24 protein-coding genes and 1 riboswitch are annotated in these 22,409 nt (G+C 47.5%); of the genes, 14 read left to right on the top strand and 10 right to left on the bottom strand.

Translation table 11 applies throughout. The features are described 5' to 3' along the window. Positions 1 to 40: 40 nt before the first annotated feature. The 4 genes from nfsA to NOM90_RS11525 all read left to right on the top strand — a co-directional run bounded on the left by nfsA (position 41) and on the right by NOM90_RS11525 (position 3,293). Positions 41 to 790: an oxygen-insensitive NADPH nitroreductase gene (nfsA, locus tag NOM90_RS11540; RefSeq protein ID WP_255942119.1), complete on the top strand. Its 750-nt coding sequence runs from the start codon at positions 41 to 43 to the stop codon at positions 788 to 790. A gap of 99 nt (positions 791 to 889) precedes the next feature. After that, a complete protein-coding gene (locus tag NOM90_RS11535) occupies positions 890 to 1,708 on the top strand; it encodes a purine-nucleoside phosphorylase (RefSeq protein WP_255942118.1) in 819 nt (272 codons plus the stop codon). A 651-nt stretch (positions 1,709 to 2,359) separates the two neighbouring features. Beyond that, entirely contained in the window at positions 2,360 to 2,920 is a 561-nt protein-coding gene (locus tag NOM90_RS11530) for a protein kinase family protein (protein ID WP_255942117.1), read from the top strand. 85 nt (positions 2,921 to 3,005) lie between these two features. Then, positions 3,006 to 3,293 carry a hypothetical protein gene (locus NOM90_RS11525; RefSeq protein WP_255942116.1) on the top strand — a complete coding sequence of 96 codons (288 nt, stop codon included), beginning with the start codon at positions 3,006 to 3,008 and terminating at the stop codon, positions 3,291 to 3,293. 705 nt (positions 3,294 to 3,998) lie between these two features. Here NOM90_RS11525 and NOM90_RS11520 read toward each other — a convergent pair. Genes NOM90_RS11520 through NOM90_RS11500 form a run of 5 tightly spaced genes read right to left on the bottom strand, consistent with a single transcriptional unit; the run spans position 3,999 to position 7,772 of the window. Continuing rightward, complete coding sequence (locus tag NOM90_RS11520; RefSeq protein WP_255942115.1) at positions 3,999 to 4,805, bottom strand: TatD family hydrolase; 807 nt, start codon at positions 4,803 to 4,805, stop codon at positions 3,999 to 4,001. Between the two features lie 35 nt (positions 4,806 to 4,840). Then, positions 4,841 to 5,629 carry an ABC transporter ATP-binding protein gene (locus tag NOM90_RS11515; RefSeq protein WP_255942114.1) on the bottom strand — a complete coding sequence of 263 codons (789 nt, stop codon included), beginning with the start codon at positions 5,627 to 5,629 and terminating at the stop codon, positions 4,841 to 4,843. Next, complete coding sequence (locus NOM90_RS11510; protein ID WP_255942438.1) at positions 5,626 to 6,420, bottom strand: ABC transporter permease; 795 nt, start codon at positions 6,418 to 6,420, stop codon at positions 5,626 to 5,628. The genes NOM90_RS11515 and NOM90_RS11510 overlap by 4 nt, the downstream gene beginning before the upstream one ends. After that, positions 6,420 to 6,719, bottom strand: a complete 300-nt coding sequence (locus tag NOM90_RS11505; RefSeq protein WP_255942112.1) for a thiamine-binding protein — start codon at positions 6,717 to 6,719, stop codon at positions 6,420 to 6,422. Before NOM90_RS11505 ends, NOM90_RS11510 begins: the two co-directional genes overlap by 1 nt. 6 nt (positions 6,720 to 6,725) lie before the next feature. Further along, complete coding sequence (locus NOM90_RS11500) at positions 6,726 to 7,772, bottom strand: ABC transporter substrate-binding protein (RefSeq protein ID WP_255942111.1); 1,047 nt, start codon at positions 7,770 to 7,772, stop codon at positions 6,726 to 6,728. A gap of 129 nt (positions 7,773 to 7,901) precedes the next feature. Then, positions 7,902 to 8,014, bottom strand: a riboswitch (TPP riboswitch). Positions 8,015 to 8,230: 216 nt separating this feature from the next. On the opposite strand from NOM90_RS11500, the gene csaA reads away from it, so the two are divergent. The 4 genes from csaA to NOM90_RS11480 all read left to right on the top strand — a co-directional run bounded on the left by csaA (position 8,231) and on the right by NOM90_RS11480 (position 11,454). Beyond that, entirely contained in the window at positions 8,231 to 8,563 is a 333-nt protein-coding gene (gene csaA, locus NOM90_RS11495) for a chaperone CsaA (RefSeq protein WP_255942110.1), read from the top strand. 244 nt (positions 8,564 to 8,807) lie between these two features. Beyond that, positions 8,808 to 9,224: a pyridoxamine 5'-phosphate oxidase family protein gene (locus NOM90_RS11490; protein WP_255942109.1), complete on the top strand. Its 417-nt coding sequence runs from the start codon at positions 8,808 to 8,810 to the stop codon at positions 9,222 to 9,224. Between the two features lie 206 nt (positions 9,225 to 9,430). Beyond that, a complete protein-coding gene (locus NOM90_RS11485; protein WP_255942108.1) occupies positions 9,431 to 10,480 on the top strand; it encodes an EAL domain-containing protein in 1,050 nt (349 codons plus the stop codon). A 161-nt stretch (positions 10,481 to 10,641) separates the two neighbouring features. After that, positions 10,642 to 11,454, top strand: a complete 813-nt coding sequence (locus NOM90_RS11480; protein ID WP_255942107.1) for an undecaprenyl-diphosphate phosphatase — start codon at positions 10,642 to 10,644, stop codon at positions 11,452 to 11,454. Here the strand turns inward: NOM90_RS11480 and NOM90_RS11475 are convergent. Continuing rightward, positions 11,440 to 11,961: a hypothetical protein gene (locus tag NOM90_RS11475; RefSeq protein ID WP_255942106.1), complete on the bottom strand. Its 522-nt coding sequence runs from the start codon at positions 11,959 to 11,961 to the stop codon at positions 11,440 to 11,442. The two genes, NOM90_RS11480 and NOM90_RS11475, sit on opposite strands and share 15 nt — an antisense overlap. 107 nt (positions 11,962 to 12,068) lie before the next feature. Beyond that, complete coding sequence (locus tag NOM90_RS11470; RefSeq protein WP_255942105.1) at positions 12,069 to 12,422, bottom strand: hypothetical protein; 354 nt, start codon at positions 12,420 to 12,422, stop codon at positions 12,069 to 12,071. A gap of 125 nt (positions 12,423 to 12,547) precedes the next feature. Here NOM90_RS11470 and NOM90_RS11465 point away from each other — a divergent pair, with 125 nt between their 5' ends. Beyond that, entirely contained in the window at positions 12,548 to 13,048 is a 501-nt protein-coding gene (locus NOM90_RS11465; protein WP_255942104.1) for a glycosyl-4,4'-diaponeurosporenoate acyltransferase CrtO family protein, read from the top strand. Between the two features lie 61 nt (positions 13,049 to 13,109). Here NOM90_RS11465 and nspC read toward each other — a convergent pair whose 3' ends face one another. From nspC to NOM90_RS11450, 3 genes are all read right to left on the bottom strand, one after another. Beyond that, a complete protein-coding gene (gene nspC, locus NOM90_RS11460) occupies positions 13,110 to 14,252 on the bottom strand; it encodes a carboxynorspermidine decarboxylase (RefSeq protein WP_255942102.1) in 1,143 nt (380 codons plus the stop codon). 16 nt (positions 14,253 to 14,268) lie between these two features. Beyond that, complete coding sequence (locus NOM90_RS11455) at positions 14,269 to 15,468, bottom strand: saccharopine dehydrogenase family protein (protein WP_255942100.1); 1,200 nt, start codon at positions 15,466 to 15,468, stop codon at positions 14,269 to 14,271. A 361-nt stretch (positions 15,469 to 15,829) separates the two neighbouring features. Then, a complete protein-coding gene (locus NOM90_RS11450) occupies positions 15,830 to 16,705 on the bottom strand; it encodes an AraC family transcriptional regulator (RefSeq protein WP_255942099.1) in 876 nt (291 codons plus the stop codon). A 189-nt stretch (positions 16,706 to 16,894) separates the two neighbouring features. Here NOM90_RS11450 and NOM90_RS11445 point away from each other — a divergent pair, with 189 nt between their 5' ends. From NOM90_RS11445 to NOM90_RS11425, 5 genes are all read left to right on the top strand, one after another. Continuing rightward, positions 16,895 to 18,094 carry an LLM class flavin-dependent oxidoreductase gene (locus NOM90_RS11445; RefSeq protein ID WP_255942098.1) on the top strand — a complete coding sequence of 400 codons (1,200 nt, stop codon included), beginning with the start codon at positions 16,895 to 16,897 and terminating at the stop codon, positions 18,092 to 18,094. After that, positions 18,091 to 19,356, top strand: a complete 1,266-nt coding sequence (locus tag NOM90_RS11440) for an ABC transporter substrate-binding protein (protein WP_255942097.1) — start codon at positions 18,091 to 18,093, stop codon at positions 19,354 to 19,356. The genes NOM90_RS11445 and NOM90_RS11440 overlap by 4 nt, the downstream gene beginning before the upstream one ends. A 7-nt stretch (positions 19,357 to 19,363) precedes the next feature. Then, positions 19,364 to 20,248 (top strand): carbohydrate ABC transporter permease, encoded by an 885-nt coding sequence (locus NOM90_RS11435; RefSeq protein ID WP_255942096.1) that lies wholly within the window; start codon positions 19,364 to 19,366, stop codon positions 20,246 to 20,248. 21 nt (positions 20,249 to 20,269) lie between these two features. Then, complete coding sequence (locus NOM90_RS11430; protein ID WP_255942095.1) at positions 20,270 to 21,085, top strand: carbohydrate ABC transporter permease; 816 nt, start codon at positions 20,270 to 20,272, stop codon at positions 21,083 to 21,085. A gap of 198 nt (positions 21,086 to 21,283) precedes the next feature. Next, on the top strand, positions 21,284 to 22,390 hold the full coding sequence (locus NOM90_RS11425) for a metallophosphoesterase (protein ID WP_255942094.1): 1,107 nt from the start codon (positions 21,284 to 21,286) through the stop codon (positions 22,388 to 22,390). The last annotated feature ends 19 nt before the right edge of the window (positions 22,391 to 22,409 follow it).

The raw sequence follows: 22,409 nt of genomic DNA, 5'->3' as shown, positions 1-22,409 counted from the left end.
GAAGCGAAAAGGACTCTGACGCAGAAAGAAGGATTTTACAATGAATGATACCATTTCTTTGTTAATGAACCACCGCTCTGTTCGCAAATATACGAATCAACCCGTCTCGCAAGAACAACTCGAAACAATTGTACAGGCAGGTCAAATGGCTTCGAGTTCGAGCAACGTACAGGCTTATACCGTGATTGCCGTTACCGATTCCGAGTTGAAAAATAAACTGTCCGAGTGTGCGGGCAATCAAGCGTATATTCAGGAATGCCCGGTATTTTTGGTCTGGTGCGCCGATCTGTCCCGCTTGAAAAAAGCAGCCGAGACGCACCAACCGGATGCGACTTCTTATGAAGGCGCGGTCGAAAACTTTGTTGTCGCAACGGTCGATGTTGCATTGGCGTCGCAAAATGCAGCGATTGCCGCAGAATCGATGGATCTCGGCATTGTCTATATCGGCGGAATCCGCAACCAGATCGAAACGGTAGCCGAATTATTGGGATTGCCGGATTACGTGTATCCGGTATTTGGCATGTGCGTGGGTTATCCCGATCCGAACCACGGAGCAGGTCTGCGTCCACGTTTGCCAAAAGAAGCCGTACTGCATATGAACGGCTACAATGCCGAGCAAAATGAACGCGGCGTAGCCGCTTATGACGAGACTTCGGTGCGTTATATTACCGAGCGCACCAACGGTCAACGTACATCGTCATGGTCAGAGCAGATGGCAGACAAAGTGACGACGCCGTCCAGACTGTTGCTACGTGCCTTTTTGGAAAGCAAAGGCTTGAATAAAGAGTAACTTTCATCGCTGATTATCGGTTTACACAAGGCGATTCTCCCGGTACACTGGTTGAGGACAACCATTGATCGTGCAGTAACTATCTAAGGAGGATTCATCATGCAAAAAACACAAGAAATTTTGGAAGCTCGCGATTTTATCGCTAGCAAAACACAGCAACAACCTACTATTGGGCTTATTCTCGGTTCCGGTCTGGGTACGCTCGCCGATGAGATCGAAAATGCAGTCGTGATTCCATATGCCGAAATTCCGTACTTCGCGAAGTCGGAAGCCGTCGGTCATGCCAACGAGCTGGTGATCGGAGAGCTGAAAGGCAAAACCGTTGTCGCGATGAAAGGCCGTTTCCACTACTACGAAGGTTACACACTCAAAGAAGTAACGTTCCCGGTTCGCGTCATGAAAGCTCTTGGCGTCGAAACGGTGATCGTGACAAATGCTTGCGGAGCAGTCAATACAAGCTTTAACCCAGGCGATCTGATGCTGATTACGGATCATATCAACTTGGTTTCCAACAATGCGTTGATCGGACCAAACAACGACGAGCTAGGCGTTCGTTTCCCGGACGTGTCACAAGTCTACAACCGCGATCTGCGTAATCTTGCCGAAGAAGTTGCCAAAGAGCAAGGCGTTACGCTGCAACAAGGCGTATACACATGGTGGAGCGGCCCTGCTTACGAGACGCCTGCGGAAGTTCGTATGATTCGTATTCTCGGCGGCGACGCTGTAGGCATGTCTACGGTTCCTGAAGCGGTAGTCGCGGTACACGGCGGAATGAAAGTGCTGGGTATTTCGTGCCTGACGAATATGGCTTGCGGGATTCTTGACCAACCGCTGAACCATGAAGAAGTTATCGAAGTTGCCGCGCGCGTACGTGAAAACTTCGTAGGTCTGGTAAAAGGGATTTTGGAAAAAGCTTAATTTCCGGAATTTTATAGGGATAAAAAAGGCAACCCTTTTGTTTAAACTGTACCCTACAAGATGGATACTTTGAAAAAAGACATCTTGTAGGGTCTTTTTGTGTACAATAAAGAAAAATGAGCGGTGGTCGAAACGAATGTCTACACAATTGTTCACAACCCAACAAAAAATATAGTGGAAATTCAAAACTGGAGTCGCAGACCAAGTTCTGTTGACAGATATTACCGATCTGCGTTATGGAGCGAGTCGCCGGACGTATTTGTCTACAATAAAAAAATGAAGTTTGGACAATTCAAAGCCTTCCAAACGCTCCAACAAGTCAAGTAAGAAATCAAGCGTTTTATGACGTATTACAATCGGGAACGCGGGCAATGGAACGTGAAAAAGCTGCCGCCTGAACGATACAGGCAACAGATTCTTCACGTGTCCTAACTTTTTTCTAAATGCCCTTTACAAAGGATGCAGTTTAAGAAGAGAATCGGCCCGCCGGTTCTCTTCTTCTGATTTGAGATACGCTTATCTTAACAAGAAGGAAGACTACTACTAAAATTTTCAATAAATCTTTGAGTATTTCTGCGAATGAATTTGAAGATTACTTTAATATAAATTTGTGTTACTATCCCAAAATAAAGAATAAAAAGGAGTGATTAGATGGGGAAGATTACGGTTTTAAGTGAAGTTGTGATGGAGCTTTGTTACTTCACGTTTATGATGAGAAGAATAGGTCCTTTAGATATTTCTGAAGACGAAGTAGAAGCACATTTACAAAAAACAACTTCTCTTGAGGTGGCAAGCTTTATTAAGGATGGCATCAAGATTTTAAAAAGGGGGGGCGAATTTTCAACTAGAATGAAGATTTTTTATGAAGCGAGGATGCTTGAATGTGTTCGGAATCCAACCGTTAGTTTAGAAGAATTGAGAGCGATGCACTTAGGTATTTATATTTTTGAATATTGTTCCTATGGGGATTTAAATGAAGTCATACGTATTTCCAGAAATTTTGTAAGTGATGAATTTTCTGGAGAAGTGCCTTTGCATGAGTCTTCTGATGAGTTAGTGATAAAATTAATAAGAGTACAAGAGTTTCTTAGAAAAAGGGATCATAAGAATATTACGGTAGATCGAAAAGAATATGAACGTTATAAGGGTGAAGATTGGAAGTACGGTAGTCGTTATTGGAGTGGAGTCAAAGAAGAGAATTTAAAGGATTAAAAATATAAAAATAGAAAAAAATTGAATTAATCTTATAAAAATTTTATGATTTAATTGTTATTAAAAAAGTACCAGGAGGGATAAGATGAAAAGTAAATCTTCATTCTGGATTTTTGTTTTATGCTTTGTGATGCTGCTTCCTAATGTTGCAGGTGCAACCGAATTCAAAGAATCACCTTCCGACGAAGTCTTTTCAAATAGTTCTGAAGGAAGAGTGGTTACTCCAGAAGAATTTAAACTGATTTCAGATACTGTGATTGCTGAACAAGAAAAAGATCCATCTATTACTGTTGAGGAGGTAATCGAGCAATTAGGTTTAAAAAAATCCAAATATTGGTTTAGAAAATCCTACAAGAACAGCCTCTCAATTTAAAGGATATCCAATAGTAATCAACCTTGATCCAGGCAGTATTGATTCGTACATAGGAAAAGTAACGGGTTATTCTAAAATACCTGGGAGTGTTGGTGGCTATGTGATAACCTATAATGACGCCTATTCCATATATAATGTGCCTTTTGGAGTTACAAGAGCCGGTGAACTAGCCGTTGTTTCACATTATAATAACTCCGCAAGAATAGTAATAGAGACCACAATAAGAGATACTGGACAGTTTCCGCTTACTAGGTATTATGAAGTAATAAGCACCCCTGATAATAAGTTTACTGTCATTTCTACAAAACCATAAGAGTGACAGCAAAGTTAAAAATTTTAAGTCAATTAGGGCTCACGCTAGCGGCCACTACTGCGGGCGATAAACACAACCCCTAAGCGGCAGAGCCGCAAAAGGGCTGTACGTTCCTGCTCCTCGCTTCACACGTCCACGGAGCTCAGATCAAAAACAACAGCACCAGAAGAAGTAAACTCTACCCTACAAGATGGACACTTTAAAAAAAGACATCTTGTAGGGTGTTTTGTATGCAATAAAGAAAAAAAGAGATCTAAAATAATCCCATTTGAAACAGGTCAGTGACAAAGTCATTACTTACACGGATACGTTTAAAGAACACTTCATCCTAGTTTGACGAGATCGCCCTTCTTTTTGCTCTTAAATACAACGTTTCGAGCTTAAGATCGCTATCATCTTCCGTAAAACCGTTCCGCATTTTCAAACAATTGGCGACGGGCTTCGTCTTCGCTGACTCCGCGTAACGACGCCCATTCGCGGCATACGTCAGCGGTCATTGATGGGTGTGTCATTCGATTTGCAAAAGCATGTTCGAACTGCCACGGGCCGTCGGTTTCGCTCATGACGAGCGATGCCGGATAACGCAGCGCTAACTCTTGAATTTCGTTTTCGTAAGCAAGATCCGGCGTGAACGAGATCATATAACCGTTTGTGATCATTCGGTTCACGGTATGTTCGTCGCCTTTGAACCAATGAAAATGCGCCCGGCGAATTCCGTGCCGCTCAAGTAGTTCGCAAGCGATCGGAGCGTCTTCATAAACGGCGTGCAAAATGATCGGAAGATCATGTTTGGCTGCAAAAACGATAAAGCGTTCCAGTAAACGAAGGTAGCCGTCTTCATCTAATCGGTCGCCGCGTTCGATCGCTTCAAGCCGAGAATAATACGGAAGCCCGACTTCGCCGACCGCGGTCATTTGACCGGCTTGTGCTTGCTGCTGCATCCATTCAAAAAGCGCGTTTTCTTCTTTTATTGAAGGAAGTGGCTGTTCAGGATGAAAGCCGTAAGCCGGGTGGATCAGATCTGGGTATTGTTTTGCCAACTTTTCCGTTCGCTTGGAAGATTCCAAGTTCATTGAGACCGCGACGACAAAGGCACCGTTGCCTTCTTGAAACTCGGCTAGCATTTGCGAAATTTGCTCATCCGTATACTGCTCCAGATGAATATGTGTGTCGGCTAACGGAAATCGATGTGCAGTCATAACCCTCATCCTTTGGTATTGAAGTTTGTGTTCGGTCAGGCTTGCGTTACGCTTTTGCGTTGTTCTTCTTTCATCCATCCGGTCAGTTCGCGGCGAAGTGCCAGAAATTCCGGCGTCTCGATAATCTCTTCGCGGCGAGGCCTAGGGAACGGAACTTCGATTCTGCGAAGCACCTGAGAAGGACGATTGCTTAACACATAGATCGTGTCGGACAGCAGCAACGCTTCTTCAATATGGTGCGTCACAAATAATACGGAGCGCCGCGTTTCTTCCCAAATATCCAGCAGCCAAGCCTGCATTTCGCTGCGCGTAAAAGCATCTAAAGCGCTGAACGGCTCGTCAAGGCACATCAATTCATGAGGGCTGAGCAGCGCACGGACAAACGAAGCACGCTGCTGCATCCCGCCGGATAACGTATGCGGATACGCTTGTTCGAATCCTTCTAATCCCGCGCGTTTCATCCAACGCCGTGCTTCTTCTAGCGACTCACGCCGAGAAACGCCGTTTACTTCGCGGTCAAGTAACACATTTTCTTCAATCGTACGCCACGGGAACAAAGCCGGTTGCTGCGGCATATATCCGATATGACCACGTTCGCCGTTGATCTTGCGCCCGTCCAAGCGAATCTCGCCGGAATCAGGAGTCAGCAGACCGCCGATCAGGTGGAAAAGCGTGCTTTTGCCGGAACCGGAAGGGCCGATTAAGCTTACGAATTCGCCTTGACGGACTTGCAGGGAGACGCCGCCGATCACGGGAAGCGGATTGCGTTTATGTCCAAAAGATTTGTGTAAGTCTGAAAGTTCCAGCTTCACTGAATCATTCATCTGCGTTCTTCTCCTTCCGCGTGTCTGCTGCGCTGCCCGCCGCGAATCACAAGTTTTTCGATCAAAGTTACCAGAACGAATAGCAGTAAACTCAAAGCCACGACAATAATAATCGCGGCAAAAATCCGATCCGTACGGAACGCCGACTTTTGCAAAATCATATAGTAGCCGATGCCTTTTTGCGCGCCGATCCATTCTGCAATGACAGCACCCATGACGCTATAGGTCGCCGCGATACGCAGCCCGGAAAATACCGAAGGGAGCGCGTGAGGCAGTTGGAGTTTGCGGAAAATTTGCAGTTTGCCGGCTCCGATCATCCGCATATAATTCAGCATCGTGCGATCTGTTTGCGTAAGCCCGTCCATCGTGGATACCGCTACGGGGAAAAAGCAGACCAGCGTAATCACGATGATTTTTGGCAATAACCCAAAACCGAACCAGATCATCAGAAGCGGAGCGAGTGCGATCGTCGGAACGTTTTGACTCAAGATCAACAACGGGTAGAGAGCTGATTTGAGTAGCGGCACCAGATGTAATACGCAAGCGATCAACAAGCCGAACGTCGATCCGATCGCAAATCCGATTAACGTCAATTGCAGCGTAGAAAGCGTGTGTCCCCATAACGATTCGGCATTGCGAGACGCTTCTAACGCGATCACCGAAGGGGAAGGCAAAATCCATGCTTCGATCCCGAACAGTCGTACCGCCGATTCCCACAGGGTCAAAAACAAGAGAACCGCCACGAAGGGCGGTAAGGCAGAGCGGTACCAAGCATATAATGTACGGCGCATCATGGACGGTATTTAGCGGTCAGCCGTTCCATACTGATTCCGTCCGGGTGAGGATAATGCGCGATTTTGATCTGTGAAATGACGCTTGGCGCTCCGGCATCCGTCAACGCTTCGTGCATCTGCCGCACGATGTCGAGCAGTTGTGGCAGTTCGCCTTCAAGCGTCGTTTCCAAAGGATGCACTTCGTATTTCACACCGGAGCGTTCGATGATTTCTATCGCTTTATCCACGTAGGGAATCGAATCTTCGCCGTTCGGTGTTTTGGGAATGACTTGAATACTCAGCAAAGTACTTGCCATTTGTAATCATCCTTTCGGTAAGTAGTCGTTAGTAAATGCTTTTGTAGAATCGAATTTCCCTTCAAGCAAGTTCTGCGAACTCATCCAATCGCCGTAGTTTTTCCATACTTCGGGTTTTTGCCAGCCCCATTGCTTTGCATCGTCTTGGTATTTCGGGCTTAACCATTTTTGGCTCGCTTTGACGAGTTCGGGATCGATATCCGGTACGGCTTTGATCAAAATATCTGCGGCTTCGCTCGGATGATCGATCGCATATTCATAGCCTTCCGCCGTTGCTTTCATAAACGACTTTACGAGTTCGGGATCATCCGCGATCTGTTTCTCGTTGGTCGTGATCACCGGTGTATAGTAGTCGAGATTATCGGAGTATTTGTTCACATAGAGCATATCGATCGGCTCGCCGCGCAGTTCCGCTTCAATCCCTGTCCACGCATAGAAGATCCAGGCAAAATCAATATCGCGTTTGACCGCCGTGAAAAAGTCGGCTTCGCCCATATTGATTTTTTCGACTTTGGAGACGTCGGCGCCTTCTTGATCCATAATCGATTTCATGACCGCTTCTTCGACCGGAGAACCCCAGCCGCCGTAACGTTTGCCTTCGAAATCTTTGGGCGAGTGGATATTGCGGTCTACGGGAGCCGCAAAGCCGGATGTATTATGTTGAATGACAGCGGCAAGCGATACGAGCGGTACGCCTTGTACGCGCGCTTGCGTAATACTTTCTTGATAGCCGATCCCGAACGGAACTTCGCCCGAAGCCACCATCTGATCGGCGCCGCCTGCACCCGGTTGCAAGATCGTCACGTTCAAGCCTTCTTTTTCGTAAAAGCCTTGATCGACCGCTACGTACAGACCGGTATGATTCGTGTTTGGCGTCCAATCCAGCACGACGCTAACGTCGCGCAGTTTGCCGTTTTCCTCGTTCGCCTGGCTGGTTCCTGCATCGCTACTTCCATTCGTGCCACCGCCTGAACAAGCGGTGATCGCCAGCATCAGTGCGGCAAGCGGAGCTAGCCCTTTCCAAAATCTTCGTTTCCCCTGATTTGTCATCATGTTGTCTCTGTCTCCTTCAACCGTATTGCCCGTTTGTTCAAGCCCGCCGGAACGCACAAAAAAAGCGTCCCGGAATCCGGCACGCGTCACGTTGATGCAAACTGCGGTTTCCCCTCGACATACATCGAAAAAAAGTCCGCTAAACGTTCCTACGCTGGCATTACCCAGATCAGGTATAAGGGTCAGTATCTACTTGGGATACAATCTCAGCCGGCCATTTTCCGACACCCCCCGGGGGTTATGAAATTTTCGGGTTGCTTCGCAGTCATTATAGCGGTTAAAAAGACGACTGTCCAGAAGGGCATTATTTTTCGGTTAACCTGCGCTGTCCGCAATTTCTTGCAACATGATCGAATTCGAATCATACTGATGAATAAAGTTGAGCATAAGCTGCAATCGCTGCTACCTTTTTGGTTAGCCTATATTCCATTAAAAAATGATAGATAAGGGGAATTCAAATGGCAACGTTCGATGATTTTTTGAAACTTGATCTTCGCGTAGGTACTATTGTCCAAGCCGAATTTTTCGCGAAAGCCAAAGTACCGGCTATTAAATTGGAGATTGATTTTGGGTCAGAGCTGGGAATCAAAAAATCCAGCGCGCAGATCACGAAGCGTTACGAAGCCGAAGGCTTAATCGGCAGACAAGTCGTGGCTATCGTCAATTTCCCGCCTCGCCGCATTGCGGGATTCGATTCGGAGGTACTGGTGCTTGGAGGAGTTCCCGAGGCAGGAGACGTGGTATTGCTTCAGCCCGATTTTGACCTACCCAACGGAACGCCGATCGCATAAGCACGTCTTAGACGGTATGACGAACAATCGGAGGGACTCTATGAAATTTTGCTACTCATACTATTAGTCGGTTGCCAAAACGAAGAAAAAATATTTAGTGAGCCGGAATTTACGGAACAATTTAAAACAGTTTCATCGCTTGCCGGGTCGATTCAATTTTGATAAGATCGGTTCACTTTCTTCTATTCGGGTACTTACTATTGTGAAACGTTATTCTAATTTTACGACACGGGAGGCTTTTATCATGAACCAACAACAATTGGAAACGAAAATCGCAGAAACATTGGAACGCAATCGATTCGGATCTTTCGCTACGGTCGAGAACGGTCGTCCGAAAGTTCGTTATATGACGGTGTTCAATGAAGGCATGACTGTTTATTTGGTAACCAGTTCCCAAACGCATAAAGTCGAAGAATTGGAATCAAATCCGAACGTAGCTTTGCTGCTGGGCTTTGAACAAGGCGGCACGCAAGACGAAGTACAAATCGAAGGTACGGCGAAAATTACGCGCGACGAAGACCTTCGCAAAAAGCTGTGGCACGATTCGTTCGAGCAATGGCTGGAAGGACCGGAAGATCCGAACTACGTCGTAATCGAAATTACGCCAACGCGCGCAGAATATGCGAAAAACAAACACGAAGTTGAAGTATGGGAAGGTTAAGTTGAGCCTTTTTAAACAAGTTTCAGCGTTTAAGCTCCAAGTCTATGACTTGGGGCTTTTTGCATTGCGCACAAAATAAATCGCCAAGATTCGATTCTAAGTTAGATAGAACGGGTAATGAATAGAGAATTTGAGACTTACGACCCAGTTTAAAAAATAATTGACGGTCTATAGGTCTATTCTAAGCCTGTGGGGGTGCCTTCGATATGGAGCATATATGTAATACGTGTCAGCCGGTAAAGCCGATCGAAGATTGGGGGACGATCTATTTAAAGCCTGTCACAGAAATGCTAAATGAATTGGTTCAAGATCGTAATTGGAAAGCCGGTCTTAATGGATATAAAAACGGAATTCTTTTTTTCTCATATACAAGTAAAGAACAGTTTTTGGAGATGGCAGAATGGTTAAACAGTTTGCCTGTGGAATGGACAGAGCCGCTTCAAATCAAAATTTGCGGTGAAAAAGACGTAGAAGCAATGCTTCCTTGGTTGCCTTTTTCGCAGATCGCTGCACGTTTTCAAAATATGGGCATGGTCGATATTATTACGCAAGAACGCTTTACGAGCTTTATGCAGCCAATCATCAATCATGAAGAAACTGTTGTCGCTTATGAATTTTTACTGCGTGCCGCTCCTGGGGAAGAGCCGTTCAATCCGTTCGAATTATTCGATGTCGCGCGCCGTACAGGGATGCACTCGTTCCTTGACCGTGCTGCTCGCATCGCGGCTATTCGCCGGAGTGCGGAAGTTCTGCCTAAAGGGGTAAAACGTTTTATCAACTTTTTGCCGTCGTCGATCTACAATCCTGACTATTGCTTGAAACATACGTTTGCCGCGATTCAGCGGTATGATCTGGACCCGCAAGACTTCGTATTCGAAGTGGTGGAGACGGAACGGATTATCGATATGCCGCATTTGCAACGGATCTTCAATGTGTATCGTTCGCGCGGAGTGTCCGTGGCGCTGGACGATGTAGGTTCAGGCTTTTCGACACCTGAAGTACTGGCTAACCTAAAGCCGGACTTTATCAAAATCGACCGCGGATTGATCGACCGTTGTGACGAATCCGCAGACAAGCAGCGCCGAATTGCTGAGATTGTGCAAATCTCGAATAGTTTCGGCGGGACTGTACTTGCGGAAGGTATTGAGCGCCGCGAAGAATACGAATTTTGCCGCAGTCAAGGTATTCCGTTGGCTCAAGGGTACTTGTTCGGACGTCCCGCAGCAGAGCCGGTTGCTACAGGTTCGCTATTGTAAAAGGGAAGACAAGTCGCCTGCTCTAAGCTGAAAAAAGCTTTTATAAAAATGGCTTCGTCTATGGACGGAGCTGTTTTTTGTTCGTATGAATTTCACAGCGAACTCTATTCATGGTACATTTAAAAGATGCAAAATCATACATAGAAGAAAGTGGGAGAGAAATGGAAGAAACTTGGCTATGGCTCAAGTATTTAATTTTGGGTATCGTTCAAGGGGTCACCGAGCCGATCCCGGTATCGTCTAGTGGGCATTTGATTATCGCTCAGCGTCTGCTTGGTGTCGATCAAGCTGGATTAACTTTTGAAATTTTAACGAATACAGCATCGCTGATCGCGATTATGTTTATTTATCGCGCCGATATTTTGCGTCTGATCGTGGGAACTTGGCAATATATTCGTACTCGCGATGCCAAATACAAATCTGACTTTATGTTCGCGATGTATGTGGTGCTCGGTACGATTCCGGCAGTCGTCGTCGGATTGTTGTTCAAAGATTGGATCGAAGCTACGTTTTCTTCGGTGAAAACTGTTGCTGTCGCTTTACTCGTCACGGGCGTCGCATTATGGCTCATTCGCAATATGCGCGGACGCAAACAAGACGGCGACCTGAAAACGCGCGATGCCTTGATAGTCGGTCTGGCTCAAGCCGTCGCGCTGATTCCAGGCGTCAGCCGTTCCGGTTCTACGGTTATCGCATCGATCGCAACAGGGATGAAGCAAGATACAGCGCTTCGTTTCTCCTTCATGCTCTATATTCCTGTAAGCCTGGGCGCGATTGTGTTAGGGGTACCCGACATTATCAAGACCTCTGAATCACCGGGTATGTTATTTCCTTATGTATTGGCGTTTGTCGCTACGCTGGTCGTGACGTATTTTGCGATGAAGTGGTTTATGGGCATTATGGCAAAAGGAAACTTGAAATACTTCTCTTATTACTGCTTCGTCGTCGGTATTTTGCTGTTAATCTTCTTGTGATCTTTTTTTGAAAGAGATCGACATCGAAGTAATCAGTTGATACAATACTGCGATTCCGATCGCTCCGAGAAAGCTTTGAATATGGATTCCCGGTACTATGGTTGCCCAAATGTAGAAAATAGGGGCAAGCAATAAGACGGATACGGTTTCTTTGATCGGGACACGAGGGTTGGGCTTGATTCGCAAGTAATGGAGAAGCACGCCCATCGTAATCGGAATGATAAACGACTCGATCACGTACATGCTGAGCAAGACCAAAAAGATATACAGCGGCAGATTCGACCAGCTTGAGAACTGCACAAACTGTAGCGACGAAGAAAAGCCTAAGAATAAGCCGCATATGATAAAGAGGAGAATCAAAGGGATATAAGCCAGCAGCAATAAAATCGTTGTCACGATAATGCCTGTCCCTTCTGAAATCTCGTCGTTTTCTTTCTTGTTTTCTTTTTGGACAAAGATGTATACGAGTACGAAGATCACAATGAATAATCCGATGAAAAAGTACACGGGGGGCTGTAACCTCCTTTTTGAAAAAGAGTCGTATACCTAACGGGTATACGGCTTTTTTCGTTTATATAAGAGATGACGTTTGAAAGGATGGATTAGTAACTGTTTTATTTAGTATCCTTCTTAAAAATCTGATACTCACCTCCGGAATAAGCAACCCATAAGTTGCCTTCCGCGTCTTGAAAAACTTCCGTACCTTTATCCAGCGCATTGGAAGAAAGATTTGCTGTAGGAGAAGTATCTGCATTGACTCTTTCTGAAATTTCTCCAACTTTGGATAAGGATTTTCGGTCGAATTTTACAGCTTCTTGACCGATATATTGTTCATTTTCGTATCGGATTACCGCTGCATAAGAAGATTCGCTAGGATTCGCTTGTGTACATGCGGCAAGTATAATTCCGAGAAAAATCAACAAAGTTAACGAAGCCATGATCGGTTTGAAGTTTATTTTGAATTTCATCTACAGTTTCCTTCCTTTCCTCAACGAGCTTTGCTAGGTTTTAAGCAAAATGTATCGTATGCTGAAAAGAGTATAGTCATTCGGCATTTCGGAATGCAACTCCACGCGCCCAAGGAAGGTGAACCATGACCATCGGTTTTATGATATGGATGATTATCATCAACACGGTGTTTTGGCTGGTCTGCTGCTTGGGCACAGCCCATGCGGTACGATTCTTGCCCAAAGCCTGGTACGAAAAAAACGATTGGTTTTTCGCGGAAAAACCGTTCGAGAAAAAATTGTACAAAAAAATGCGTCTCGACCGCTGGAAAGACAAACTTCCCGAAGGCGGGAAGTTATGGGATTTTCAAAAAAGAGCACTGAATAACGACTTGAGTTTAGAATATGCCGATCGATTTATTTTAGAGACAAAGTATGGAGAAGTCGGGCATTTCGGTATGGCGATCTTGGGATTTCTCTGCATCTGGATCAATCCGAGCCAGTACACGCTTGTTTTTCTTATTTGCGCGCTGGTGAATGTAATCGTACAGATTCCATTTTGCCTGATCCAAAGATACAACCGACCCCGACTGATACGTTTGAGAACGCGCTTAGCGCGCAAGGCTAGCGCTTCACACAGTGAATAATAAATAACCCCCAAACCAACCCGATTAATATCGGAAAAGGCTTGGGGGTTATTTGTCGTTCTTAAGATAACCGCGAACTATAGTCCTCAAACTTAAATTCGCGAATCACTTTAATGCCTTCTTCATCGCTATACGAAGCGATCGAAGGCAGGTTCACGCCGTTGAACATATGGTTTTTCACCATCGTGTAATGCGCCATATCGCCGAAGACGAGCTTGTCGCCGACTTCAAGCGGACGGTCGAACGAATAATCGCCGATCACGTCGCCTGCAAGGCAGGTCATGCCGCCGAGACGGTACGTGATCGCTTTCTCGCCCGGCATACCCGCACCGTCGATGTTCGGACGGTAAGGCATCGCCAGAACGTCAGGCATGTGGCATTCCGCCGACGTATCGAGAATCGCGATATCCATTCCGTTTTTCATCGTATCGAGCACAGTCGCCACAAGGTAGCCTGTATTGAGCGCAATCGCTTCGCCCGGTTCCAAGTAGACTTGAACGTCGTACTTATCGCGCGCGAATTCGATGCAGCGGATCAGACGCTCTACATCGTAGTCAGGACGTGTGATATGATGACCGCCGCCGAAGTTCAGCCATTTCATTTTAGGAATCAAATGACCGAATTTTTCGTCGACGACTTTGAGTGTGTTTTCCAGCGTATCGGAGTTCTGCTCGCACATCGTGTGGAAATGCAGCCCGTCAATGCCTTCCAGATCGCTTTCGTCGAAGTTCTCAAGGGTAATGCCCATACGAGAATACGGCGAACAAGGATCATACAGAGGCACTTCAAGTTCCGAATACTCCGGATTGATACGCAGACCGACTTCGATCTTGCGGCCTGGGTAGTTCAACACTTTATCTTTGAAACGACGCCATTGAGCGAACGAGTTAAACACGATATGGTCCGTATAGCTCAGCAGTTCGTCGAACTCGCGATCGACGTAAGCCGGAGCGTACACATGCACTTCTTTGCCCATTTTCTCGTAACCCAGACGTGCTTCGAACAACGAACTGGACGTGACGCCCGCCAAATATTTGCCGACCAACGGATACTCTGCGAACATCGAGAATCCTTTTTGAGCGAGCAAAATTTTGGCGCCGGTACGTTCTTGCACGGAACCGAGCAGTTCTAAATTTTTGGTAAGCAGACGCTCATCCACCACGTAACAAGGAGAAGGGACGGCGCTGAAATCGATGTCTGTCATGATGTCCTCCTACGCCTTAGTCCAGCAGCGTCGGCGAGAAATCCTCTACCCACGGCAGACCTTGCTTGTTCAACTCTTCCATGAATGGATCCGGATCGAATTCTTCTACGTTGTATACGCCCGGTTTTTTCCACAGACCTTTCAGTACCATCATGGCACCGATCATCGCTGGAACGCCCGTTGTGTAAGAGATCGCTTGCGAACCTACCTCACGGTAACATTCTTCGTGATCGCATACGTTGTAGACGTAGTACGTTTTCGCTTCGCCGTTTTTCGTACCCTGGAAAATACAGCCGATATTCGTTTTGCCTTTCGTGCGCGGTCCGAGCGATGCAGGGTCCGGCAGAACAGCTTTCAAGAATTGAAGCGGAGCGATTTTTTGACCTTCGAAGTCGATTGGCTCGATCGAAGTCATGCCCACGTTTTCCAATACTTTCAGGTGGTTCAGGTAGTTTTGCGAGAACGTCATCCAGAAACGGATTTTTTGCAGTCCCGGCATATTTTGAGCGAGAGACTCTAACTCTTCATGATACAGAAGGTAGATATCTTTCGGACCGATCTCTGGCAGGTCGTAGACTTTTTTCTCCGAAAGAGGCGGAGTCTCGATCCATTCGCCTTTTTCCCAATAACGACCTTTTGCCGTGATTTCACGGATATTGATCTCTGGGTTGAAGTTGGTTGCAAAAGGATAACCGTGATCGCCTGCATTGGCATCCACGATATCGATTTGGTGGATCTCGTCGAAGTAGTGTTTCAGTGCATACGCGCTGAATACGCCGGTTACGCCCGGATCGAAGCCGCTACCCAGAACTGCGGTAAGACCTGCTTTCTCGAACTTCTCGCGGTACGCCCACTGCCATTTATATTCGAATTTCGGATTGTCGAGCGGCTCGTAGTTGGCAGTATCCAAGTAGTGAACGCCGGTTTCCAAGCACGCATCCATAATGGTCAGATCCTGATAAGGGAGCGCCACGTTGATTACGATGTCAGGTCCGAAGCTTTTGATCAGCTCCACGACTTCTTCGGTGCGGTCTGCGTCGACTTGTGCGACCGAAATCTTCGTACGTCCTCCGTCCAATTTCGTTTTCAAAGCTTCACATTTCGACAACGTGCGACTCGCGATACAAATTTCCTCAAATACGTCCGGATTCTGGACACACTTGTGCACGACAACGCTAGCTACGCCACCGGCACCGATAATCAATGCTTTTCCCAAAATCAAGTCCCCCCTTAGTCCGTTTAAAAAGATAAGTTTTTACACAGCATTTACGTTAAGTTAACGTCAATTTTACATCCTAAAATGAACTGCGGTTAAAAAATCAACAAGAAGGATTATACAAACTTTTGCGCAAAAACACAAGAAAAACACGAAAAAAACGGCTTTTTTCGGAATCGATCGTAGATTTTAAAAGGTTTTTACCGGAATCCCTCCATAATCCGTCGTATTCCTCCGTTTTGTCCGCTCAGCCCATCCTTTTTAAGCTGTATCGAAAGGGTGCGAGCCTATAGAAGGCTAGGGGCGTTTCTTACTTATTATTACCCTGCTCCAAAAAAGACAAGCAACGCATACCTCCGCTTTACAGGATTCGATGCTGCTGTCGGTATTGCTTGGGCGGTAATCCCGTATGTTTTTTGAACGCTTTGGAAAAAGAAAAAAGATCGGGATACCCGACAGAATGGGCGATTTCCGATAGCGAATAGGACGTCTGCTCCAGTAGCATCCGAGCTTCTTCCAACTTCAATTGCTGCATATGGCTGACCGGGGTATGCCCGTAACGTTCATGAAATTTTTTGCTAAAATGCGTGCGTCCAACCCCGGCGTGCCGAGCGACTTCTTCAATCGTAATCCCGTCCGCATAATGAATTTCCATATAATCAAGCCCGCGCTGAAGCCAGGAACCACTTCGCTCCTGTACATTTTCGGGCAAGGTCTGACGCTCCAGCGCCGCGAAAATACGATAAAAATCAGCCAAGCGGATGAGATCGGACGTTTCCGCAGAATCGGCAGATGTTTTTTCCAAAAACGAACGTATCACGGCTACGGCTTCCCGGATATCAATAGAAGAAAGATGCGGGCGCTGCGGCGTCAGTCCGATCCGTTTGAGTAGTTCAAGCGCCATTTTGCCATCGAAAGCCAAAAACATTTTATGAAGAGGAGCCTCTGGGTCTGTCCAATATTCATGCGTTACTTGCGGGAACAGGCAGTATAAATCCCCTTCGGTAAGATCGTATTGCTGACCGTTCTGGATAAAAGTGCCGCGTCCTTCAAGGACAATAAGCAGATAGTAATAAGCGGTCGTGCGCGGCCCGATATGATAATTCGATTTTGCTAAATTCGAACCGAGACGGATCGGCCAAGCCGGGCTGGATTTCTCGTAAGTAGACGGTGTAAAAAAGTGGACACGCAGATGCTCGTGGTGATCTTCTTTGGTGTAATCGGTATCAATCGACATTTACGGCGCTCCTTTCTAAAAGTCGGTGCATACAAAATGACAAAAACATCGAACGGCGAAATGACATTTACTATTCCTAAAACGCTTGTTATTATTCTAACAAAACTAATCCAACTTGTTTAGTAGGGATAATATATTTTAAATTTAATTTATTCGAAATAGCACCTACCCGAAAGGAAGCGGTCAATGATGGCAGCACATAAAGGAAATACGCGTAAAATCGAATTCGGCTGGTTTTTACCGACTGCGGGAGACGGCAGTCATGTTGGCGTAGAACCGGAACGTCCGGCGACGCTCGAATATTTGACAGAAGTAGCGCAAGCGGCGGAGAGCGCCGGATTTGAATTCGTATTGATTCCGACAGGCGGCGCGTGCTTGGATGCTTGGGTCGTCGGCTCGGCAGTCATGGGTCGTACGACGAAATTGCGTCCGCTCGTAGCGGTGCGTCCGGGTCTGTCTGCTCCTGTGTTGTCCGCTCGTATGGGCGCGGCGCTCGACCAACTATCAGGCGGCAGAGCGATGATTAACGTCGTAACCGGAAGCTCTGTGCAAGATCTCGAAGAATTAGGCGATCCTCTGGCACATTCCCATGACGAGCGTTATGAACGTGCCGATGAATATTTGGAAGTCATCAAAAAAACGTGGGCGAATGGAAACAAACCGCAAGCTTCGGAGTTCGTAGCGTCCGCTGGAGGTTCGGAGCAAGCAGCAGAACCAGCGAAGCCGTTCAAAGGCAAACATTATACGTTTGACCGGGTATCGAGTTCGCCGCTCACCTTGCAAAATCCGCATCCTCCGTTTTATTTGGGCGGCAGTTCGGAAGCAGCGAAAAAAGTCGCGATCAAGCACGCCGATACCTTCTTGATGTGGGGCGAACCTCATGCTTGGATCGAAGAGCAAATTCAAGAAATCGAACAGTTGCGCCAAGCGTATGAGCAAGAAACCCGGCAACCGCGCGAGCTTAACTACGGCCTGCGCGCGCAAGTGTTGGTTCGAGATACCGAAGAAGAAGCTTGGACAGCGGCTTGGGAAATCATCAGCCAAGTGTCGCCGGAAGCGATCGAACGTGCGGAAAAAGAATTCGCCGCGACAGACGCGACCAATCAACGCCGTCAGAACGAACTGCGCGAGAAATCGAAAGCCGAAAAATTCGTAGTCGGTCCCAATCTGTGGACGGGATTATCGGTTGTGCGCTCCGGCGGCGCGATTCTGATCGTCGGTACTGCCGACCAAGTGTCGCAGCGATTGATCGAATACGCAGAACTCGGCGTCTCCACATTCATCTTGTCCGGCTATCCGCATTTGGAAGAAGCCGAAATTTTCGGACGTGAAGCACTGCCGCTATTCCAGCAAAAATGGGCAAACATTCAAAAGGAGGTTGTACGATGACGAGAACATCCGGCAAAAAACTTCGTTACTTATTGGCATCGGGGGCGCTTGCCCTGACGGCGGTGCTTTCCGCATGCGGAGGCGGAGGTTCGTCCGCTTCGGGCGGCGACGTTACGATCAACTTCCTGCATTGGCGCGGAGAAGACGTCAAAACGCTAGATACCATTATCGACAAATTCGAAGCGGCGAATCCAACGATCAAAGTCGAAATGCAGACGCTGCCGTCCGATCAGTACCAATCGACCGCGCAAGCGAAATTGTCCGACGGTTCGGTCGGCGATGTGTTCGCTTCGTTCCCGGGTGCGCAATTCGATGCGTTGTCCAAAGCCGGCGCGTTCACTGATCTGAGCGGTGCATCGTTCCTCAAAAACTTCAATAGCGAGCTAATCGCAACCGGTCAAAAAGACGGCAAACAGTTAGCTGTTCCGTATCAACTGGTCTATAACGATCCGATCTATAACGTAAAATTATTCGAAAAATACGGCTTGACGCCGCCAAAAGATTGGGAAGGCTTTCTCGCCCTTTGCCAAAAGTTGAAAGATAACGGCATTATCCCGATTGCTTTTGCCGGTGCGGATATCGGTCCGGGTCAATTTATGAACACGATGGTCATGAACAATGAACCAAGCGACGATATTTTTGAAAAAGTCGAAGCGGGCGAAGCCAAACTGACCGATGAATTCTGGGTTAAAACGCTGACGCAAATCAAAGAGCTAAATGACAAAGGGTATTTCCAACCTGATGCACTCGGTACAAAAGATGCCGCAGCCGGAGCTTTGTTTATCCAAGAAAAAGCCGGGATGCTCGCAAGCGGTTCGTACCAATTGGCGCAAAACGCGGCGCAAAATCCAGAGTTGGAACAAGGATTGCTGGCTCCGATCACGGTAAGCGCGGATCAAGCGAAATATGAAGGCGTCCATACCAGTACCTTCATGCTGGCAGTGAACAGCAAATCGAAACATCCCGAAGAAGCGAAAAAGTTCTTGGAATATTTGAGCCAGAAGGACGTCGCAAGCGAATACGCCAATGCAACGGGGCAAAACGTAACGGTAGACGGCGTGACTTACGACAGCCCGGAACTGAAAGTCGCTGAAGATTGGACAAGCAAAAAGACACTGTTCCAACCTCGCTTCACGATCAAAAACGGCGATAACCAAAAAGCTGTAACTAACTCGATCCAAGCTGTGTTAGGCGGTTCTACGCCGGAGGAAGCGGCGCAAGAAGCTCAAGCGGTTATCGATCAAAATCTGAGCAAGTCCTAATCTGCCTATGAATATCAAAAGGTTGAAGCATAAGCGTGCCCTGTGGCTGTTCCTCCTGCCGGGCACGCTGCTGTATCTGTTTCTTTTTGCGTATCCGACATTGTCGGGATTGTTTTATTCGTTTACGGATTGGGACGGCGTATCCGATTCGTACCGGATGATCGGTCTGGACAATTACAAAGACAGTTTCGAAAGTCTTGTATTTCGCAAAACCCTGCTGAATAACGTGAAGTTTATGCTCAGCGTCGTCATTGTCCAAACGATCGTATCGTTGGTGCTGGCGATGCTGTTATCGCGAAATACGAAAACGCGCGTCTTCCTACGCGCGCTCTTTTTCTTACCGGCGATCTTGTCGTCGGTATCGGTCGGTCTGATCTGGTCTTTCGTCTACGATCCGACGATTGGGATGCTGAATCTCGGTCTGCGCGGCGTTGGGCTGGACAGCTTGACGCAGAACTGGATCGGCGATCGTCATATCGCCTTGTATGCGATAGCAGCCGTACAAGTCTGGGCGCACGCCGGTCAGATGATGATCGTCTTTATCGCCGGCTTGCAGGCGATCCCAAGCGAACTGTACGAGTCCGCGCGGATCGACGGCGGCAGTCGGATGCAGTTGTTCCGGCATATTACATGGCCGCTGCTTGCGCCGGCTTCGGCGATTGTCATCGCGTATACGACGATTCAATCGTTCAAGGCGTTCGATCTGATCTTCGTGATGACGGACGGCGGGCCGAATAACGCGACTGAAATTTTATCGACGTATATTTATCATACGGCGTTCGGCAATTATCAATTCGGGCTCGCTTCGGCGGGATCGATGATTTTCCTTGTCGTTCTGGCGGTACTTACTTATTTGCAATTCAAAGCGCTGCGCACGGACCGGGCAGCCTAGCGGAAAGGGGAAGAACCAGTTATGGCATTCAAATGGCTAGGGCGACTGATCGTACTGCTCTATGCGGCAATCATTGCCGCGCCGCTCTATTTCGTCTTGACTTCGGCTTTTAAGCCGACGACGGCTTTCTTCGCCGATCCGCTCGGCTTTCCGAATCCGCTGACGCTTGAAAACTTCACGTCCCTGTTCGATCAGCAGCCGATGCTTAAATATTTCGGCAATAGCGCTATGGTGACGCTAGGTACGGTTGCGCTTGATCTGCTGCTCGGAAGCTTGATCGCGTATGCGATTGTCCGCTTCGGCGGTCGGATCGGCGCTTTGTTCTTCGCGCTTTATGCCGCAGGACTAATTGTCCCGACGCAAGTGAATATGCTTCCGCTGTATTCGCTCGTTCGCAAGCTCGGCTGGTCGGACAATCTGTTTGCGCTTGTGGTGGTATCGGCGGCGTTGTTCTTACCGCTGACCGTATTCATGCTGACAGGCTTTATGCGTTCGCTTAGCCGCGAAGTGCTGGAAGCCGGAAGTATCGACGGGGCAAGCGAATGGCGGCTGTATGCCAGTATCGCCATTCCATTGTCGGCTCCGGCATTATCGGCTTGCGCGACGTTCTTGTTCGTCATGTCGTGGAACGATCTGCTCATGCCGCTGCTCTTGATTAACGGCAATTCGAAACTTACGTTGCCGCTGGCATTGATGCAATTCCGCGGCGAATACGTTACGAATTATACGACGCTGCTCGCCGGAGTCGTGTTGTCGGCTGTGCCTATGGTCATCTTGTTCTTATTCCTGCAACGGTATTTTATTGCGGGGATGACAGCGGGTGCGATCAAAGGTTAACGGATAAGTTTAATCAGCAAAGCTGCCCTCAAACCTGTAAGTTAGGTTGGGGCAGCTTTTTTGGATGCGATTAGAGCTTGAATAATGCCGTGGATGGAATAGGAGTAGAGGGATTCCGAGCGCGGCTCGACTTAACGCTTGGTGACTTCGTATAATAGAAGAAGTTTGAGGCTGAAAATTTGAGAGGAGCCGGAAAGTTTGCTTATTCGCATCGTGATTTCTTTGCTGATTTATGGCGGGTTCATGTTCTATTTTAGTTGGAATATATGGAAAGGGATCAAATCTTTTAACCCGAATATTCGGAGAAGATGGTTGGTCGTATTGTCGGCGTCCTCTGTGTTGGCATCCACTTCGATTATTCTTCGGTTTGTTTTTAGCGAATATGCGTGGGCGCACTGGGCAGCGGGAATTTGGATGATGCTGGGGTATTTGCTGGTTATGATTTTGCCACTCACGAATATTGTCGTATTGCTATTATGGTTGTTTACTCGGATCGATCGGCGCAAGGTGGCTCGCGGGGCAACGATCGTCGCTACGGTAGCGATATTAGGCGTAGGTGCGTTTGGAATGTATAGCGCATACAGCCCGGTGATCAAAACCTATGATGTCGCGATCGATAAGCCGTCATTAGACGGGCGCAAATCGATGAAAATCGTTATGGCAGCCGATCTGCATTTTGGCTCATTGTCGGGGCCTACGCACGCTAAGCGATTGGTTAAGCTAGTCAATGAGCAGAAGCCGGATTTAGTCTTGTTCCCGGGCGATCTGGTTGACGATGATATTGTGCAGTATGTGAAGCAAGGGATCCCTGAGATCTTGCGGGGGATCGAAGCTCCAGTGTATGCGTCTTTAGGAAATCACGATTTGCTGGAAGCCGGAGACACGACGTTGATTCGTACGCTTGAAGATAGCGGGATGCACATGCTTTATGACGAGGTCGTAAGCGATGATCTACCGGTTACGTTGATCGGACGCAAAGACCGTACCGATGGAAGCCGAAAGTCGGTTGCAGATCTTGTCACTCAAGTCGATCCGTCGTCGCCGCTTATTTTGCTGGATCATCAGCCTTATGACCTTGATCTAGCAGCGAAAGCAGGAATCGATCTGGAAGTGTCGGGGCATACGCACCGTGGACAGATTTTCCCGGCTAACTTCATTACGAACCGAATCTACGAAAACGATTGGGGTTATTTGCAAAAAGAGCAGATGCACTCGATCGTAACGTCGGGTTACGGATTCTGGGGCTTGCCGATGCGAATCGGCACGCGTTCGGAATTGGTCGTGATTAATGTGAGTTTTGAATAAGTCTAAGATGAAAAAAGGG

It is taken from the genome of Saccharibacillus sp. JS10 (assembly GCF_024436065.1).
Lineage (GTDB): Bacteria > Bacillota > Bacilli > Paenibacillales > Paenibacillaceae > Saccharibacillus.
The sequence above is the reverse complement of the archived record's forward strand: the minus strand, read 5'-3'. Positions and strand labels throughout refer to the sequence as shown.

Excerpts from the sequence above, each read along its gene's own strand:
- nfsA (WP_255942119.1), top strand. The coding sequence starts at position 41 with ATGAATGATACCATTTCTTTGTTAATGAACCACCGCTCTGTTCGCAAA.
- NOM90_RS11535 (WP_255942118.1), top strand. The coding sequence starts at position 890 with ATGCAAAAAACACAAGAAATTTTGGAAGCTCGCGATTTTATCGCTAGC.
- NOM90_RS11530 (WP_255942117.1), top strand. The coding sequence starts at position 2,360 with ATGGGGAAGATTACGGTTTTAAGTGAAGTTGTGATGGAGCTTTGTTAC.
- NOM90_RS11525 (WP_255942116.1), top strand. The coding sequence starts at position 3,006 with ATGAAAAGTAAATCTTCATTCTGGATTTTTGTTTTATGCTTTGTGATG.
- NOM90_RS11520 (WP_255942115.1), bottom strand. The coding sequence starts at position 4,805 with ATGACTGCACATCGATTTCCGTTAGCCGACACACATATTCATCTGGAG.
- NOM90_RS11515 (WP_255942114.1), bottom strand. The coding sequence starts at position 5,629 with ATGAATGATTCAGTGAAGCTGGAACTTTCAGACTTACACAAATCTTTT.
- NOM90_RS11510 (WP_255942438.1), bottom strand. The coding sequence starts at position 6,420 with ATGCGCCGTACATTATATGCTTGGTACCGCTCTGCCTTACCGCCCTTC.
- NOM90_RS11505 (WP_255942112.1), bottom strand. The coding sequence starts at position 6,719 with ATGGCAAGTACTTTGCTGAGTATTCAAGTCATTCCCAAAACACCGAAC.
- NOM90_RS11500 (WP_255942111.1), bottom strand. The coding sequence starts at position 7,772 with ATGATGACAAATCAGGGGAAACGAAGATTTTGGAAAGGGCTAGCTCCG.
- csaA (WP_255942110.1), top strand. The coding sequence starts at position 8,231 with ATGGCAACGTTCGATGATTTTTTGAAACTTGATCTTCGCGTAGGTACT.
- NOM90_RS11490 (WP_255942109.1), top strand. The coding sequence starts at position 8,808 with ATGAACCAACAACAATTGGAAACGAAAATCGCAGAAACATTGGAACGC.
- NOM90_RS11485 (WP_255942108.1), top strand. The coding sequence starts at position 9,431 with ATGGAGCATATATGTAATACGTGTCAGCCGGTAAAGCCGATCGAAGAT.
- NOM90_RS11480 (WP_255942107.1), top strand. The coding sequence starts at position 10,642 with ATGGAAGAAACTTGGCTATGGCTCAAGTATTTAATTTTGGGTATCGTT.
- NOM90_RS11470 (WP_255942105.1), bottom strand. The coding sequence starts at position 12,422 with ATGAAATTCAAAATAAACTTCAAACCGATCATGGCTTCGTTAACTTTG.
- NOM90_RS11465 (WP_255942104.1), top strand. The coding sequence starts at position 12,548 with ATGACCATCGGTTTTATGATATGGATGATTATCATCAACACGGTGTTT.
- nspC (WP_255942102.1), bottom strand. The coding sequence starts at position 14,252 with ATGACAGACATCGATTTCAGCGCCGTCCCTTCTCCTTGTTACGTGGTG.
- NOM90_RS11450 (WP_255942099.1), bottom strand. The coding sequence starts at position 16,705 with ATGTCGATTGATACCGATTACACCAAAGAAGATCACCACGAGCATCTG.
- NOM90_RS11445 (WP_255942098.1), top strand. The coding sequence starts at position 16,895 with ATGGCAGCACATAAAGGAAATACGCGTAAAATCGAATTCGGCTGGTTT.
- NOM90_RS11440 (WP_255942097.1), top strand. The coding sequence starts at position 18,091 with ATGACGAGAACATCCGGCAAAAAACTTCGTTACTTATTGGCATCGGGG.
- NOM90_RS11435 (WP_255942096.1), top strand. The coding sequence starts at position 19,364 with ATGAATATCAAAAGGTTGAAGCATAAGCGTGCCCTGTGGCTGTTCCTC.
- NOM90_RS11430 (WP_255942095.1), top strand. The coding sequence starts at position 20,270 with ATGGCATTCAAATGGCTAGGGCGACTGATCGTACTGCTCTATGCGGCA.